Source organism: Trichocoleus sp. DQ-A2, from assembly GCF_039961915.1.
GTDB lineage: Bacteria > Cyanobacteriota > Cyanobacteriia > Cyanobacteriales > FACHB-T130 > FACHB-T130.
Window position 1 is genome coordinate 26351 of sequence record NZ_JAMPKD010000031.1, and the last position, 15105, is coordinate 41455.

At 45.4% G+C, this 15105-nt stretch carries 12 protein-coding genes; 5 read left to right on the forward strand and 7 right to left on the reverse strand.

The features are described 5' to 3' along the window. The first annotated feature begins 88 nt into the window (after window positions 1–88). Window positions 89–682 carry a class I SAM-dependent methyltransferase gene (locus tag NC997_RS23935; RefSeq protein WP_190436525.1) on the forward strand — a complete coding sequence of 198 codons (594 nt, stop codon included), beginning with the start codon at window positions 89–91 and terminating at the stop codon, window positions 680–682. 23 nt (window positions 683–705) lie between these two features. Here the strand turns inward: NC997_RS23935 and NC997_RS23940 are convergent, their stop codons facing one another. Continuing rightward, entirely contained in the window at window positions 706–1086 is a 381-nt protein-coding gene (locus NC997_RS23940; RefSeq protein WP_190528809.1) for a response regulator, read from the reverse strand. A gap of 401 nt (window positions 1087–1487) precedes the next feature. On the opposite strand from NC997_RS23940, the gene NC997_RS23945 reads away from it, so the two are divergent. Continuing rightward, a complete protein-coding gene (locus NC997_RS23945; protein WP_190528811.1) occupies window positions 1488–1874 on the forward strand; it encodes a PhoD-like phosphatase N-terminal domain-containing protein in 387 nt (128 codons plus the stop codon). Between the two features lie 1140 nt (window positions 1875–3014). Here NC997_RS23945 and NC997_RS23950 read toward each other — a convergent pair. The 5 genes from NC997_RS23950 to NC997_RS23970 form a co-directional block, all read right to left on the reverse strand. Continuing rightward, window positions 3015–3629 (reverse strand): hypothetical protein, encoded by a 615-nt coding sequence (locus NC997_RS23950; protein ID WP_190528813.1) that lies wholly within the window; start codon window positions 3627–3629, stop codon window positions 3015–3017. Between the two features lie 487 nt (window positions 3630–4116). Then, window positions 4117–5535 (reverse strand): hypothetical protein, encoded by a 1419-nt coding sequence (locus tag NC997_RS23955; RefSeq protein ID WP_190528815.1) that lies wholly within the window; start codon window positions 5533–5535, stop codon window positions 4117–4119. 431 nt (window positions 5536–5966) lie between these two features. Then, window positions 5967–6908, reverse strand: a complete 942-nt coding sequence (locus NC997_RS23960) for a ribonuclease III domain-containing protein (protein WP_190410157.1) — start codon at window positions 6906–6908, stop codon at window positions 5967–5969. Window positions 6909–7046: 138 nt separating this feature from the next. Continuing rightward, entirely contained in the window at window positions 7047–8591 is a 1545-nt protein-coding gene (locus tag NC997_RS23965; protein ID WP_190528856.1) for a SagB/ThcOx family dehydrogenase, read from the reverse strand. A gap of 178 nt (window positions 8592–8769) precedes the next feature. Further along, window positions 8770–9717 (reverse strand): DUF4349 domain-containing protein, encoded by a 948-nt coding sequence (locus tag NC997_RS23970; protein ID WP_190528817.1) that lies wholly within the window; start codon window positions 9715–9717, stop codon window positions 8770–8772. A 228-nt stretch (window positions 9718–9945) separates the two neighbouring features. Between NC997_RS23970 and NC997_RS23975 the strand changes: the two genes are divergently transcribed. Together NC997_RS23975 and ilvC are read left to right on the forward strand one after the other, a co-directional pair. After that, window positions 9946–10674, forward strand: coding sequence for a DUF3891 family protein (locus tag NC997_RS23975; protein WP_190528819.1), 729 nt, complete (start codon window positions 9946–9948; stop codon window positions 10672–10674). 168 nt (window positions 10675–10842) lie between these two features. Beyond that, the gene (ilvC, locus tag NC997_RS23980; RefSeq protein ID WP_190410160.1) at window positions 10843–11838 is read left to right on the forward strand and encodes a ketol-acid reductoisomerase; all 996 of its coding nucleotides are present in this window, start codon (window positions 10843–10845) and stop codon (window positions 11836–11838) included. Window positions 11839–12132: 294 nt separating this feature from the next. Here ilvC and NC997_RS23985 read toward each other — a convergent pair whose 3' ends face one another. Beyond that, a complete protein-coding gene (locus NC997_RS23985; RefSeq protein ID WP_190528860.1) occupies window positions 12133–12351 on the reverse strand; it encodes a hypothetical protein in 219 nt (72 codons plus the stop codon). A gap of 6 nt (window positions 12352–12357) precedes the next feature. On the opposite strand from NC997_RS23985, the gene NC997_RS23990 reads away from it, so the two are divergent. Then, the gene (locus NC997_RS23990; RefSeq protein ID WP_348257829.1) at window positions 12358–15048 is read left to right on the forward strand and encodes a tetratricopeptide repeat protein; all 2691 of its coding nucleotides are present in this window, start codon (window positions 12358–12360) and stop codon (window positions 15046–15048) included. Window positions 15049–15105: the final 57 nt, after the last annotated feature.

Sequence of the window (15105 nt, forward strand, 5' to 3'; positions counted from 1 at the left end):
TATTCTGTAGCCCCCGTAGGTAGGGCTAATTGTTTGTATAGCCCTATTCAGGCTAAGGGTGTAATCACGATACAGACAATTTAATATTATGCACAAGCACAAGCAAAACTCAGGAAAATCTACCTCTTCTAACCAGCGCCAAGCGATTCGGAAAGGATACGAACAATATAGCGTCCAAGGTTTCTACGAACAATTTGGAGATGAATACCGAAATCCTCAAGAATCCGCCATTCAAAAAGTTTTGCAACTTGCAGCCAGTCAGTGGCAGCTAGATTTTCACAAAGTATTAGACTTAGCTTGTGGCAGCGGCGAAGTAACTTTAGCGCTGCAAAGTTTAGGATGTACCAACATTGATGGCATCGATCCCTATACCTACAACGCCTATTTAAATCGCACGGGTAAAGAAGCTGAACCCTATACTTTTGAGGACATTGCCTCTGGAATTCTCAACAACCGGCATTATAGTTTGATTGTGTGCAGCTTTGCGATGCATTTGCTGCCAGAGTCACGTTTGCCGATCGTCGTTTACCAACTAGGTCTAATTGCCCATTCAATGATAATTATTACCCCAAACAAGCGACCTCACTTGAAGCCAGAATGGGGATGGCTTTGCTTAGACGAAATCATGTGTAACCGCGTGCGATCGCGGCTTTATCAGCGAACTTATGGACAAGGAGAGTAAGCATTGCTCACCCTCCCCCCAACCTAGTTCCTTACCGTTGTTTCTCGTAGCAATTGTTTAACGGTTCCGACTAGCTCGTGCGGTTCAAAAGGTTTAGAAATATAGGCATCTGCGCCTTGCTTCATTCCCCAGTAGCGATCGAATTCTTCCCGTTTGGCTGAACACATCACCACAGCTACCTTCTGGGTTTTGGAGTCGGCTCTAATTTTACGGCAAACTTCGTAGCCATTCATCCGGGGTAGCACAATATCTAGCACCACTAAATCCGGACAATTGCCCTCCATTTGCTCCAGCGCTTCGACACCGTCACAAGCCACAGTAACACTCAGCCCGCTCTCTTGAAGGAGGCGTGAGATCATCTCCCGTTGCGTGTGACTGTCTTCCACCACCAGAACTGTAGTCATAACTCCTACCTACTTACGAGGTTCAAATGTTCGCGGGAAAAAAATCAGCGCACCCCAAGTCGAATTGCCTTTGGTTAGATAAAACTTATCTACTTCCGCTCATTTTCGCTTATGAGTCTAAAAATTGTTTACGTAAATACACGTAATTTTTCCGGTTTCTTTCCGTTATATTTTAAGCGATCGCTCTGAAATCCGATTATCAATCAACGGACATCTTTGCTTAATCTTCAAAGTTCCTCCGAGTTTTTCCAGAAAAGCTGTAAAGATTATGTAAATATCCGTCTAAATACGGAGAAGCCAAATTCCGGTCAACATCCTTATACGTAAGCATACAGAGTCGTGTTTGGGTTCCGATTTTTATTCAACTCTATGTATCGGTTATAACTAATAATTTTCAATTCATGGAAGGAAAACTGCGATCGCGGCTGAACCGTCGTCGGTTTCTACTTGGCTGTACCCTGACTGGAGGCGGGATCGTTGCCGCAGATTTATTATCAAAATCTGGACAAGCACAAGTCGCTGCCCCTGCTATTGTGACATCGGATAAGATGCGTCCGCAAATCCCGTTTGGGGTTGCTAGCGGCGACATCACAGGTAACAGCGCTGTCGTATGGAGCCGTTGTAATCGCCCTGGACGTATGATTGTGAAATATTCGACAACCGAGTCATTCCGGAATGTGCAGCGGGTTGTGGGACCCGCCGCCCTGGAAAACAGCGATTTCACAGCACGGATTTACCTGGCTGACTTGCCATTAGGTCAACAGATATTCTATCGGTCCTCAATTTGACGCTTCAAAAGCTTGCACAGTAAAGCTTTTGTGATTCTTACTTTGTTCATTACTTACCCGTTGCTTACTCAGTTGGTCTGAGGGTAGTGTTCTCTCGTTTGGAGTTTAACTCCTTCACATTACTCATTGCTTACTCATTTACAGCAGTGGGGTGTGGTCATCGCCGCTGCCTTGCTTAGGTAGCGCCTAAAAACCTTACCCTAATTAGAGTTTAACTCTTGGCACCTACAAGTCATATCCGGCACTGTTTAGGTATCTAACCTTAATCAACAAGTACCCATCTCTTCATGGGGTTTGTAGAGGTCATACAGAAGGCTCTTATTTTCAATAAGCTTTTTAATTGAGAATCAGCTCTTAATGGGTGTACTACTGATCTAGTACAGACTACTCCTACTGGTGATTCACATCCCCTTGGAGTGGCTTTAGCCTCTCCTGATATCTATGTTCATTTCTCCAGAATAGTTAAACTTTATAGTTAAACTTTTTCCGACAAACACATAAAACGCTTAGGAGAATTGTGGCTTACTTTCATTTGACACTTGCGAACAAACCTTAGCACTCTCGGAGTCTGGGAATATTTGACTAAATTAGGACGATCTCATCTAGCAGGGGCGTACGTCCGTTTAATGTATCCCAGAGACTATCAGCCATACCACGGGAAAATCCTAGTCGCTTCACTTAATTCCTTGATCGCTGAAAAATACATCCAATTAGATACAGCAAAATAATTGTAAACAAGTGTTAATTAAGTGAGCGTAATATCACTTACTCTTTCACAATATGGAAGCCCATTAAAAGGGCAGTCACCCTGTCAGTTAAGTTTGCGAGACCCGTACTGGCAGAGTGACTTACGACTTACTCACACTCACTTTTAACTAATGCAATAGGTACTAGGGTAAAGCTTATTTCTAGATGGCTTTATTTTAGTACCTATTGCGCTTTTGTTTTATACATCCACTCAAATGAGTTTAACTACTGAGTTAATCTCAAGGTGACAAATGAATGCAAGTGAAACGAAAAATGAGTTATGGTGAAATAAACCATTTCTCAAAGTGTACTTAAAACCTCCCTGTTTGTATAAGGGAGGTTTTTATTTATTTAGCTAAGTGATTCAGAGGACTCCCCAGAGCATGATTTTTCTTAGTTAGTGGATGCTTCCATGAGGAGCTTGCAATCCCAACAAGCAATTCTTACATTTGGCTTAGCCCGTGCATTTAGGTCACACTTAGGGCAAGTATATTTAACCCTTTTACCACCTTTACTTCTCTCAGGTTCATCCGATGGTTTAGCTTTCCAAGGGATAACGCTTTCTTTAGGGAGATTGTTGATCGTTTGCTCAAATTTACCGTTTTTAACAACTTCGTGATCTACATTCCACTTGTCACCAGTATCTACAGGATTCAATCCGACTTCTCTCATTTTTGCCTTCCATTCTTCATTGCAATAACCCTGTCTAGCGGGTTTCTTTTTTCCAAAGTTGTACTGCCAAACATTCACCATCTGGCGACAGAGCGCTGCCAAAACATCTTCCACAGGACGTTCAAAGCTCACAGGACTTAACTGTATTCCACTCAGAGTTACTCCGTTCTTGTCCCACTTATCAGGTAGGAAACAACCGTACTCACCAGCTTTAGGTGAAAGAGTTAGTACACATTCCGGAAGCTCATTATTAAACAGTTCCCCATTGAAGTAGGTGTAAATGAAATCATAAGCATCAGTTTGCTCTCTAGTTGGAGTCTTCCCACTGTTAACCATTTCTCAAATTTGAGTGTACATTCAAATTTGAGTGTACACTCAAATCAAATAACGCCCCTCAACAGCGAGTGCCAGACCCCTGAAACCGGGTATCTCAGAAACCACTCCAGAAGCCTTGTATAGCCTTATACACGACTTCAAAACCCCAGAGGTTTTTGTGTATACAGCGTTATACTGCAAGACTTCCTTCATGAGGGACACACTCAACTTGTAGAGATACCCATTAAAGATACTTAGTCGGAAATGACACCAGTGGTTAGAGAGTGGGCACAATACCCGATGGCTCGCTCATCAGTGCTTAGTTGTTGTACTCAAAGTTGTGAGGTGGATTAGCGATATGTGTATTTTTTGGTATGAGTTAAACTCTGGAGTTTAACTTTTTCTGGAAAATAGACATATCGCTATGACGGTTGAGTAGTTATGACAGATATAAAAAACCCTCCCAAACTAGGGAGGGTAATTATTACTGAGTTGTAGGTTCTAGTTGCTACTTACCTGCTAATTCTCTTGTTAGCCTTAACTCTGTCTTCAGTGATTCAATCTCAGCCCTTAAAGCTTCGTTCTCTGCCTTCAAGCGTTCTACTTCACTCAGTTCCTTTTGCTGTCCTTTATTACGCTCATGAGCCTGTCTCATGACCTGTGTACGAGTGTCAAGGCTCATGTATTTCTGATAGGTGTCAGTATGCATCTGTACTGAATGCCCCATGTTATTAGCCATCTCCTTAATAGGGATACCTAATACATGACCCCTGATTGCGTAAGCATGGCGTAATGTGTGAGGAGTGAAGGGGATTTTACGGTCTTTGAATCTGCGACAAACAGCAGTGCTTTTGTCTTCCAAATTACTTGAAAATTGAGGCATCTTGACATCTTTGAGATTAAACTTCTCTACCCATTCAGGATGCAATGGAAACACTACACGTTCACCAGTCTTTAACCCCTCGGTAAGCGATTCATCCAAAGTAATCACGTTGTCAGTGTTAGCGGGGTCTAAGAACTTAGGAATATCAATTGCCCATACTTCGTGAATCCTTAAACCATAGGTAGCGAGTATTCCATAGAGCCATTGATATTCCTCCCACTGAAAATTAGGTCGGTATTTCGATGGTTGGAATGTTAATCGGTATTGCTCAATCTTTTCATCAGTTGGGATGGTTTTTTCTTTAGGTTTATAACCATTCTTTAAACCTTTGAATTCAAACTTAAAACTAATGATGTTGCAGAAAACAGATAATGCCTTTACAAGGTTTACTCGTTTGCTACTTTCAGCTTTTGTAGATTGAACGGCTTGCATGATTAACTCACTTGATAATGGCTTGTCAGTTGGTAAAGCTTGAAGCTGTTCTAGCCATTTTTTGAGAGTAGCTTCACTCTGTCTGCCGCGCTTCTTAGTATGGAAGTATTTAACCTTAAACTCCTCAATTAATTCACCAATAGTCTTAGGTGTTTCAGTTGTTATTGATTCTGATTTTTTCGCTATCTCAGAATCAAACCACTGCCAGGTAAATGTTTTGTGTAGTAAGTGATGTCCAATCTGCCTAGCGTAGCTATCAGCTAGAGTTAACCCATCAGCAGACCACGGACAGTTAGCGCCTAATTTGTATTGCTTGCTTGACCTTCCTGCAACGGTAGGTTTATCACCATCTCGCAAAGGTGCTGAGAACTGTAGAGCGATGGTGTTACCTACTCTGACTAACTGAACCTTCACACCATCGGCTTTGAGGTTGGTGTTAATGGTCTGAAGTCTTTCTAGCAACTTCTTTTCTAGGTGTTCCGTGCGAAGCGCTTCCTTTTTTTTCTGTGCTGGATAACCGAGGTCTTTTCTCAGGCTATCGGGAATCGTCAGATCATCCATTAGTTCATCTGTACTAACGCTGGATTCCTTATGCAGTTTGGTCTTTGGCATTTCTTACTTATTGCTTAATTTAGCTTGAGGCTGTGGTGCTTTTAGGTGCTGTGGCGATCCGCTTGTCTGCCCTATCCCTTGGTACATCCACTCTTCAAAGTTAAACTTCAGAAGTGGGAATGTCAACCAATGACCTACTGAGTCACCTTCTAAGATTTAGCGGATATCAACATCTACAGCGCCCCCGCACAAGGCAGTTTCCGCACTACAAAGGTCGTATATCCGCTCTATATTTTCTCTTCCAGACTGCTCCTGGAACAGAGAATAAGTCGATCAGTCCGCAAGTACGCCGCTACGCTAACAGTATCTAGCACTTTTAGGACTTACGCAAAAACTCTCTCAAACTCTTATTCCTTCGTGCCTAAGCGCTAACGCGCAGGCTCCGCAAACGCGGTTCATTTTTCCGTTACTCGTGCGTAAGTCCTGACTTTTTAAGAAACTTCCCGCTCCATCAGCTGATTAAAGCGTTCTACGCCTTCTTTGTATCGCTGACCTTCATATCCCATGACTTTCTTGATAATCCACTCCTTGTGTTTTCCGTCTTCCAGAAGTAACGGGATTGCCAGAGTAAAAACTTCATCTTCTTGGATAAAGCGCTTAAACCAATTACACGTATCAGAGAAGCTACGTTCATGGTAATTGTAGACTTCCCCTAATATTGCCTTGAACGATAAACTGCCAATTTTTTCCGACTCTCGCCCTAGTAAAATTGAGTCTTCCGACCTCAGATGAGACTTCAATTGAGCTAACTTGTGAGAGTTGATCAGCTGCTTTCGCAAAGTGGAGAGAATGCCTGTACGAATGTGGGGAAATTTGCGATACAGGTAATCGGAGACAGCAGCATTGATGATCCCGTCGCCCAAAAATTCTAACTGTTTATTCGGCTGCTTACGCTCCTTCAAGTTTTGAAGATGATGCTCCAGAACCGGAGCGATTAAGTGCTTGACGATCCATTTCTGCGTCTGCGAGAAACGACGATCGAGGTACATTGCACCTAATAACGCTTCACATGCATCTTTAAAGGGGTTATTCACCTTCTGGCGCAGCAGGTTCCAGTCTTCACCCGAACCCAGCAACAGGTCTTCTCCTAACCCTAATTGGAACCAAAGCTTGGTCAGCCTTTCTCCCTCAACGAGCTTGTCTTGCAAAACTGAGAATTTGCTGACCTCTAGATAGGGGCAGCGTTCGTAAAGGTAATCAGCAACCACGAAGTTGAGAATCGCCTTGCCGAGGAATTCTAACCGCTGATTGTCTTGCCCAGATTCGCCGATTTGGGTGGCAAAGGAGGTGTGGGTTAGGGCGAGGCGGAGTAGGTTCTTGTCTTTGAAACGGAGGCCAATTTTATTTTCGACCGTTTCTGGGTTCCATGCCATCTTCTTTTTCCTCTATGAAATGCCTAATTAACGAAGGCAAAAGGAAAAAGAAATTTTAGATTTGAGATTGAAAAAATCAATGGGCAATCTTAAAATTTACAACGATTTTTTCTTTTTCCTTTTGCCTTTTACTTGCCTTTATCTCGGACGCCCTAAGGTGGTGATGTACACAACCGCTTCATCAGCAGGGATACCCAAGACTTCATTCACCTGGTTATCAAAGAAGCCGCCGATGCCGCTGACGCCTAGACCAAGGTAAATGGCGGCTAAATTCAGCCGTTGCCCTAAATGACCGGCATCCATGTGTAAATAACGATAAACGCGATCGCCATACTGCGCCACAGCTGTTTTCAAATCTGCTGTGTGGAATAGCACCGCTCCCGCATCTCTACCCAAATCTTGCCCCAGGCACAGATAGTGCAATTCCTGGCGGAAATTTTTAAAGCGGATTTGCCGCAATTCCTGAGCTTTCGGTGCGTAATAGTAGCAGCCTTCCTCCAGTCCTTCTACCCCAGACACGGCGATAAAGGTTTCGATTAAATTTAAATCAAAATAGTCTGGAGAGCTATCTAAACCTTGGTCGATGTAGTGCTGGGGTTGGTAGGTGAAATCTAATAAAGCTTTCAGTTCCTCTAGAGTTAGATCTTCACCCGTGTAGGCACGAGTCGAGCGCCGCTTGAGAATGGTTGTTTCCAAGTCGTGCAAATTTGCTGCCCAATCAATTGGCGTCGTGACGGTTGAAACCTTGAGACAGAAGGGAAAGTTGTATTTATCATCGGGAGTTGGCGGTGGCAGGACATCTTGTGAGATGGGCGTTTTGCCCGTTATCTGCTGGGTTTCCTCAATCTGCGTTGCTTGGTGGCAGTAGCCGAGCAATTCACCATCGGGGATATTAGGATAGTCCGTTTGGGTGACAGAGGGCAATGCAGTCGGACTGAGGGGCAAGTTTTGTTTCACATCCAGCAAGTCTGCCAGAGCGATCGCGCAAATTGCTCCTTCCTCCTTTGGATCGAGGTAAAGTAACTCATTCACTGCCCGATCCGCAAACCCCCCAATTAAGTGAGGGCGGTAGTCATTCAGGGCACTCGCCAGCTCAATATTGCCCAGCAGATGCCCCGTATCCAAAAAAATCCGCCGATAAGCTCGGTCTTGATAGCGCCAAGCAGAACGGTAGAAGACGGCTGTGGTGACGAGGCACAATTGGGTACTATCTAACACCGGATGCCAAAAACAAGCTGTTTGCAGCGCTTTCCAGGCATCACTTTCCCAAAAATGAATTAAAGAATGGCTCTGAGGCTGATAGTTATAGAGTCCGGGTGGTAAAAGCGGCGTCCCACGGGAAATTAAATAAATCTCCGCTGGGTACAACCCCCCGGCGGAGGGGGCTGCCCGCAGATACATCGGATTTCCCATTGTCATTACTTTAGCCGTCAAGCCATAGCTGCAAAACAGCAGCCGCGACAGGCGACGCCATGCTTGGGTTTTTTCGCCCTCATCTACTAACGCCTCTGGTATTTCTGTTAAATAGGGCTTCAGGTCATAGGTTGAGCCAATTTTGTAGTCTTTAAAAGGCACTGGTTGACGCTCCCAGTCCAGCCCCTGGCTCTTAGAGGCGAGCGTCTGGGGATCGTATTTAGTCCGCTCGTGATAGTGCTGAGCAATTGATACTCGCAATTCTGGCATACAGCTGTCTAGCAACGCTTCCGCTTCGCCTTCCATCTTGCCATTCCCAGCAGCAAACGTGTCGTGCTGTTAGGTACAAATAAATCTGTGTCGTTCTGGATTCATCCTGTTTTAACGGTCTTTCGGGGCGAATAGCAGTTTCCCCAATTCTTAAAATTAAGATTGACAAACCCGCAGATTAACCGGCGTGCGGGGGTTCGGACGGTTGAGGGGCTGATTGCGATCGCTGCTGCTTCAAGCGGTGATAGCCAACGGGAACCGCCACTAATACAAGTAAAAACGGGCTGAAAACTGCTAACCAAATCGCTAACCGGATCAAGCTGGTGGTGAGTTCGCCTAAGGAGTGGGTTGCTTGGTTCCAGGTTTCCCGAACATCTGAACCCAAAGGTCGCGCTGGGGGGATACCTGCGATCGCTTCTTCCAAAGTTAGGGTAATGGTAGAGTAGGCGACTCGGCTGCGTAAGCTTTTTAGTTGTGCATCCAGTTGTTCGATATTTTGCCGTACGTTGCTGAGTTCGTTGGCAACTTTCAGGACATCCCCCACAGAGCCGGAGCGTTCCATAATTTTGAGTAAGGTGCTTTCCTGTTTCCGCAGGTTCCGCAGTCGGGCTTCGTTATCCACGAGTTGATCGGTAACATCTTCAGCGGTGAGGGTGCGGCGCTGTACGGTTCCCAGTTTTGCTAAGAAATCGAGACTGGTTTCGAGCTGCTCTTGAGGAACCCGAATTTGCATGGATGCAGTGTGACGGGCGTTTTCGTCTTTGGGTTTTTGATCTTGGAATCCTAGCCAGTCGCCCTGCTGTTGTTTAACAATTTTTGAGGCGATTTCAATACTTTTTTCGATGGAGTTGACACTCACGGATAGTTCGGCGTTTTTGATCAATTGGGGGCGATGTCTCGGCACCTGAGCCTTCGCCCCAGCAGGGCTTGCTATGTCTTGGGAGCGAACGGCTCCGGCTTCGGCTGCTGAATTTGCCATTGGCTCTGAATTTGGGGCGGTAGGCGCGAGTTGCGCCAGTTGTGTCTTTTGTTCAAAAGAAGAGGCACAACTGGTTAAAACGATGCCTCCCAGCAAGGCGCTTAAGAATAAAGAAGGTTTTAGCTTTGGATGAAGTGAGCCGTTCATTGCATAACCCCCAATTTAGTTATTGCCAGTATGCCTTACTGAAAAAAGGGGCACGCTGATTGTTGCGGTTTATGCAACACAGGGTGTTGCGGTGATAGGAAAGGGCGACGATACTTTCTCTAATCCGATGAGCGCGATCGCATCTAACGGCTTCCCTAAGCTAGATACGTGCTTTGTTAATTTACTTCACACTAGATCGAGAATTCGAGGAAAAAAGGACAGTTTTTCGTGATTGCTAACTTAGTTGAAAATGGTTGGGAAGTAATTTATCATCGCGCCCATGCCTTGCTAGCTGCTCAAATAGCGGGTCACTGGCACCAAAAAGATCGCCCAGAACGCTTGATCGAGACGGTGGCGGCAATTTCCCATCACGACGACTTAGAACGCGAGTGGGAAGGAAATCACCTCACTGAAGCGGGGGCACCCTTGGACTTTACCCTCGACAAGAAAACGGATCTCAAAAAGCTGGCTACACTGACGCAGAATTCCCGCTACCGAGGACGCTGGGTAGCTTTGTTGATTTCGATGCATACCAGCTTTCTCAATGAAGGGAAACGGGGAGAGTCGCCAGAATTGGACAAATTTCTGGATGAGCAAAAAGAGCATCAAAAGCTATGGATTAAGGGGTTGAAGATTACCCAAAAGGAAGCCGATAAAGCTTATGCATTTATGCAATGGTGCGATCGCTTCTCACTCATCCTCTGCAATCACGAGTTGCCTGCTGGTGAGCGGGCTTTGGAAATCAGCAAGGGGCCAGACGGAAAGCGCTATGATGTGGTGCAGCGTAGCGATGGGAATCTCACCGTGCAACCTTGGCCTTTTGCAGAGGAAAAGTTTACGGTGAATGTGGAAGCGTGCTACCTCAAACAAGTGAAATTTGACTCAAATGCGGAACTCACGCAAGCACTTCAAGAAGCACCAATTGACATTTTAGAGTGGACATTAGTGAAGTCCTGACGGATAGGGAATGGGTAATCGGTGATGAGTCAGTCGCAACAAACCAAAGACTCGCGACTCCTAACCATTACCCATTACCAATTTTCTAAGCATAGGGTGATCTTGACGTAGTTTGATAGAATTAAGAGTTTGCACTACTCAAGATGCTTGCTCCAAGGAGTTGCCCCTATGGCCCGGATGTATTATGACAACGATGCTAACTTAGATTTATTAAGCGGAAAAACCATTGCTATCATCGGCTATGGCTCTCAAGGTCACGCCCACGCCCTCAATCTCAAAGATAGTGGCATGAATGTCATTGTCGGGCTGTATCCGGGTAGTAAGTCGGCTCAAAAAGCGAAAGAAGCTGGTTTAGCTGTCCACACGGTCGCTGATGCTGCCGCAGCGGCTGATTTCATTATGATTCTGCTGCCTGATGAGGCACAAAGAACAGTTTATACCAATGAAATTGCGCCGCATCTAACCGAAGGAAAGGTATTAGCCTTTGCCCACGGCTTCAATATTCACTTTGGTCAGGTTGTCCCGCCTGAGAATGTAGATGTGGTGATGGTAGCACCGAAGGGGCCAGGACATTTGGTGCGACGCACTTACGAACAGGGTGAAGGTGTGCCTTGTTTATTTGCGGTGTATCAAGATGCCACTGGACAAGCACGCGATCGCGCGATGGCTTACGCGAAAGGTGTCGGCGGTACTCGTGCCGGAATCTTAGAAACGACTTTCCGGGAAGAAACTGAAACCGATCTATTTGGCGAACAAGTTGTGCTTTGCGGCGGCTTAAGTGCGCTGATTAAAGCGGGTTTTGAAACGCTTGTTGCTGCTGGCTATCAGCCGGAATTGGCTTATTTTGAATGTCTCCATGAAGTCAAACTGATTGTTGACTTGGTTGTGGAAGGCGGTTTAGCCAAAATGCGCGACAGTATCTCCAATACTGCTGAGTATGGCGATTTGACCCGTGGTCCTCGGATTGTCACCGACCAAACCCGCACTGAGATGCGGAAAATTCTCCAAGAAATTCAATCGGGTCAATTTGCTCGTGAATTTGTGCTAGAAAATCAATCTGGAAAAGCCGGATTTACAGCGATGCGGCGTCAGGAAGCCGAACATCCTATTGAGGAAGTTGGCAAAGATTTACGGGCAATGTTTAGCTGGTTGAAGAAAGTATAAGCCGTTAGACAGGAAACTTAACCTTGGATAAAAACCCGCTTTCTTTAAAGAGAGCGGGTTTTTAAGTTTTTGCAATACTAATTTATTCTTTTGATGCTTTAATTCAGCTTCTCCCCAAGGATTGCAGCACTAACCGGAAAGTATTGCTGCTTAGCGAGTATGTGTAAAGTTTTATATGGGAAAAAATCGGCTTACCGACAACTTTCATTTTTCTTTATAAATGCGCTCGGAAGTACCAGTCATCGGTAATGGATAATGGGAATAAACATTTTCCACTAACCCATTACCGATTGACTATTTGGTTCCTTTTTCCTCTTGTTCAATCGCTTTTTCGGTTCGCTCGTAAACATTCCTCGGTTTCTTAGTGGGAAATAATCCCAGTAAAGAGTTATTCAAAGCGGTTCGGGTGTTGAAACTAGCTGTACTTAAGGGTTTTGGCAGAACGCGATCGCCAAAACCAATAAACATCAAAGCTAAAATAATCACCAATGGCGTAACTGTCTTTTTATCCACAATCGTATGAAAATTTTTCTAAGGTACTTTCTTCTATTGTTCCCTCAAAAACAGGAAAAGTTAAACAGTCAAAAGGGATTTTATCTGTTTTGGGCGGCTGTCTTGTCTTTACTCGCGCCTTTCTATTTATTACCCCCCTTATCAGCAGCATCGGAACGAGAAAATATCCTGAAGAATTCCCAGGCGAAAGGAGACGAGGATTTTATCAGTGGTGTCAGGGCAAGTGTCAGGAAAAGCTTACAAACCGCCCGTACAGAGAAAGCAGCCATAACGAAACAGGTTGTTAAACCAGATCCCGTCACCATTGATAATCGATCCCAGACATCTGACAGGCAAAGCGCTAGCGAATTCAACGCAGACAAACTGCTGCAACTAGGAATTCGGCAGCATCAAACGGGACAATTTCAAGAAGCCTTAAAGTCTTTGCAAAGGGCACTCAAACTCTACCAAGAGATTGGTTCGCGCCCGGGTGAAGCGAATGTGCTGTTGAATATTGGCGAAACTTACTTCACGTTAGGGCAATATTTGCGATCGCTTGCATTCTACTACCAGACCTTAGATATTCTGCAAGGCATCGGCGATCAACCGGGCGCGGCTAAGGTGTTGGATAATTTGGGGAATGCTTACTTTTATCTGGGGGATGAAAAACAAGCAAAAGATTTTCGCGATGCAGCACAAAAGCTGAGACAAGAAATCGGCAACCCAAAACGAGAAGCCGCTTTTTTAGGGAATGTGGGAATCGCTCACGAATCAGAGGGAGAATATCCAGAAGCGATCGCACTTTACCAAGAACAGCTAGCGACAGCACGAGAAAGCCGCAATCCCAATGCAGTGCTGGATTCTCTCAATAACCTGGCAGAAGCTTATCGCACCTTGGGACAATACCCGGAAGCCATTGACTTTTATCAGCAGCAGTTGCTAATTGCTCGGAAAAGTGGCAACGCCACGGAAGAAGGGTATTTTCTCAACAGTATTGCGGACGCTTTCGAGGCGCAAGGGCAATATCCAGAAGCGATTGAAGTCAGAAGACAGCAAGTTGCGATCGCTCAAAAAAGTGGTGATGCGGCTTTGCAACTGATTGCCCTGAATAATTTGGCAAAAACTTACCAAAATGCGGGGCAATTTGAGCAAGCGATCGCGCTGTATCAAGAACCCCTAGAGGCGGCGAGGAAAACAGGCGATCGCTTGGCAGAAGGGACGGCGCTGAATAATTTGGCATTCGCGCTTCTCAAATCAGGTAAACCAGAAGAAGCCAAAGAAACCTTACTCAATTCAGTTAAAACTTGGGATGCTATCCGTGCCAACTTAGGCAGCACTAATCGCTATTTGGACGCGCAAACAACGACTTATCAGCGCTTGCAACAAGTTTTAATTGCTCAAAAACAGCCGATTGCCGCCTTAGAAATGGCTGAACAAGGGCGGATCAGGTCGATTGTCGATTTATTGCGGCTGCGCTTATCTACCGAACCCGTGGGATCGGGTTTAAAACCTGCACCGAAAAAACTGATTTTTCCCACGATTGAAGAAATTAAAAAAATCGCCAAACAAGAAAACGCCACACTTGTTGAATATTCAATTATTCCCGATGAAGGACTTTATGTTTGGGTGATTCCGCCTAGTGGGGAAGTGACGTTTCGGCGCATCGAACTCGGTGCCCAAAATACAATTTTTCCCGTCTCTTCCATCGAAAATGTAATTGCCAAAATTCCTGAATCTCTAGGATTACAAGCGCCTGCCAATTCTCCGAAACCCACAGCGGCAGAACCAGCGACAACAGGTAATGCAACATCCTCACCGGCGAAAGTGCCAATCATTCAGGCCAAACCGTTGCTGCAACTGCATCAACTATTAATTAAACCAATTGCCGATTTATTGCCAGAAGATCCAAACGCCCGTGTTATCTTCATTCCGCAAAAAGAAATGTTTCGGATTCCGTTTGCGGCTTTAGTAGATGTTTATGGCAACTCCCTGATCGATAAACATACCATTCTGACAGCACCGGCAATTCAGGTACTTGCTTTAACCAAAGAACAACGAGGAAAAACTTCTGGGGGCAATCGTCTGGTGGTCGGAAATCCCGTGATGCCGCGAATTGCACCAGCACTGGGACAGGCACCCAAGGCGTTACCCCCGCTAGCAAATGCAGAACAGCAAGCCTTAGAAATCGCTGACTTCCTCAAGACAAAATCTTTGCTAATTGGCAACCAGGCGACAAAGGCGGCGGTTTTGGAACAGATGCGGAAAGCGAAGAGCGTCCATCTCGGAACTTATGCGATTCTGGATGATGTGAAGCGCCAAGGTGTCCCCGGTGCGATCGCACTTGCTCCCGGTGGTTCCGATAATGGCTTACTTACTTCTGCTGAAATTCTGGAATCTTTTGCCCAACCCAAAGGGCAACACCTGCGTCCTGAATTAGTCGTTTTCACTGCTGTTGAAAACGGCAAGGGTAAAACAACTGGCGATGGAGTAATTGGTTTGTCTACTTCTCTGATTGCAGCGGGTGTTCCGACTGCGATCGTGCCTTTGTGGTCTGCGCCAGATGCTCCCACAGGTGCGTTAATGAGTGAATTTTACAAGCAGTTGAAGCAGAACGACGATAAAGCCAAAGCTTTGCGCCAAGCCATGCTCAAAATCAAGCAACAAAATCCCAATCCTAAAGACTGGGCAGGATTCACGTTAATTGGAGAACCCAGATAATGCGCCAAACTTGCCCCACTCTTAATACTGTCTAGGAACGAGAAAATCCGGCTCCCT

Coding starts and splice junctions, on each gene's coding strand:
- NC997_RS23950 (WP_190528813.1), bottom strand. CDS start 3,629: ATGGTTAACAGTGGGAAGACTCCAACTAGAGAGCAAACTGATGCTTAT.
- NC997_RS23940 (WP_190528809.1), bottom strand. CDS start 1,086: ATGACTACAGTTCTGGTGGTGGAAGACAGTCACACGCAACGGGAGATG.
- NC997_RS23955 (WP_190528815.1), bottom strand. CDS start 5,535: ATGCCAAAGACCAAACTGCATAAGGAATCCAGCGTTAGTACAGATGAA.
- NC997_RS23960 (WP_190410157.1), bottom strand. CDS start 6,908: ATGGCATGGAACCCAGAAACGGTCGAAAATAAAATTGGCCTCCGTTTC.
- NC997_RS23945 (WP_190528811.1), top strand. CDS start 1,488: ATGGAAGGAAAACTGCGATCGCGGCTGAACCGTCGTCGGTTTCTACTT.
- NC997_RS23970 (WP_190528817.1), bottom strand. CDS start 9,717: ATGAACGGCTCACTTCATCCAAAGCTAAAACCTTCTTTATTCTTAAGC.
- NC997_RS23990 (WP_348257829.1), top strand. CDS start 12,358: ATGAAAATTTTTCTAAGGTACTTTCTTCTATTGTTCCCTCAAAAACAG.
- NC997_RS23965 (WP_190528856.1), bottom strand. CDS start 8,591: ATGCCAGAATTGCGAGTATCAATTGCTCAGCACTATCACGAGCGGACT.
- ilvC (WP_190410160.1), top strand. CDS start 10,843: ATGGCCCGGATGTATTATGACAACGATGCTAACTTAGATTTATTAAGC.
- NC997_RS23935 (WP_190436525.1), top strand. CDS start 89: ATGCACAAGCACAAGCAAAACTCAGGAAAATCTACCTCTTCTAACCAG.